The 953-nt window shown below is 65.8% G+C and carries 1 protein-coding gene; it reads left to right on the forward strand.

The features are described 5' to 3' along the window. Positions 1 to 115 precede the first annotated feature (115 nt). A partial coding sequence (locus tag C7I84_RS29300; protein WP_106775737.1) for an IS4 family transposase occupies positions 116 to 953 on the forward strand: 838 nt, incomplete at its 3' end.

A 953-nucleotide genomic window follows, 5' to 3' on the forward strand; every position in this document is an offset into this window, starting at 1 on the left:
GGCAGGGCTGTCCGGGGAAAGTTATTGGTGAATCGAAATGCCGCAGGCGCATGCCCCGAGAGACGGGGATTTTCCGTCTACCTTCTGGTTGTCGAGACTCAGAAAGGGACGGGGCATGCGCTTTGCATCTAGCATTCTTGGCAGGCTGGTTGAACCGATCGATCGGCGCCGCTTCCAGAGGATTGTGGATGAGCACGACGGCGATGCCTACGACAAGAGGTTCAGGAGCTGGGACCATCTGATGGCGCTGATCTACGCCCAGTTCAGCGGTGCCGGCAGCCTTCGCGGCGTGGAAGCGGGGTGGAACGCCAGCAGCCAGCACCACTATCATCTGGGCAGCGGGCCGCTGTCGCGCTCGACCCTGTCGGATGCCAACCGCCGCCGCCCCGTCGCCGTCTTTGCCGAGACCTTCGCCTGGCTTGCCGGCCAGCTCGACCGGCAGACGCGCCGTGACGGCACCGCCATGCTGCGGCTGATCGATTCCACCCCCATCCCGCTCGGCAGGCTGTGCGGCTGGGCCAGGTCGAACGGCCGCATCCGCGGCATGAAGCTGCATGTCGTCTATGACCCCGACAGCGATTGTCCGCGCGTGCTGGCCATCACCGACGCCAATGTCAACGACGCCTGGATCGGCCGCACCGTCCGCATCGAGAGCGGCGCCACCTATGTGTTCGACAAGGGCTACTGCCATTACGGCTGGTGGACGGCGATCGCCGCCGCGCAGGCCGTCTTCGTCACCCGGCCCAAGTCCAACATGGCGCTCAAGGTGCTTTGCGTGCGCCACCTCACGAGCCGCCGGGGCGACGGCTTCACCGTTCTCGACGATGCCGAGGTCAGCCTTGCCAGCAAGGGCGATTCCAGCCTGCCGATGCCGTTGCGCCGCATCACCGTGAAGCGCCAGGAGGGCGACACCATCACGCTTGTGACCAACGATCTCGAGCGGCCGGCCGTCG

The sequence above is a fragment of the Kumtagia ephedrae genome (assembly GCF_003012745.1).
GTDB classification, from domain to species: Bacteria; Pseudomonadota; Alphaproteobacteria; order Rhizobiales; family Rhizobiaceae; genus Kumtagia; species Kumtagia ephedrae.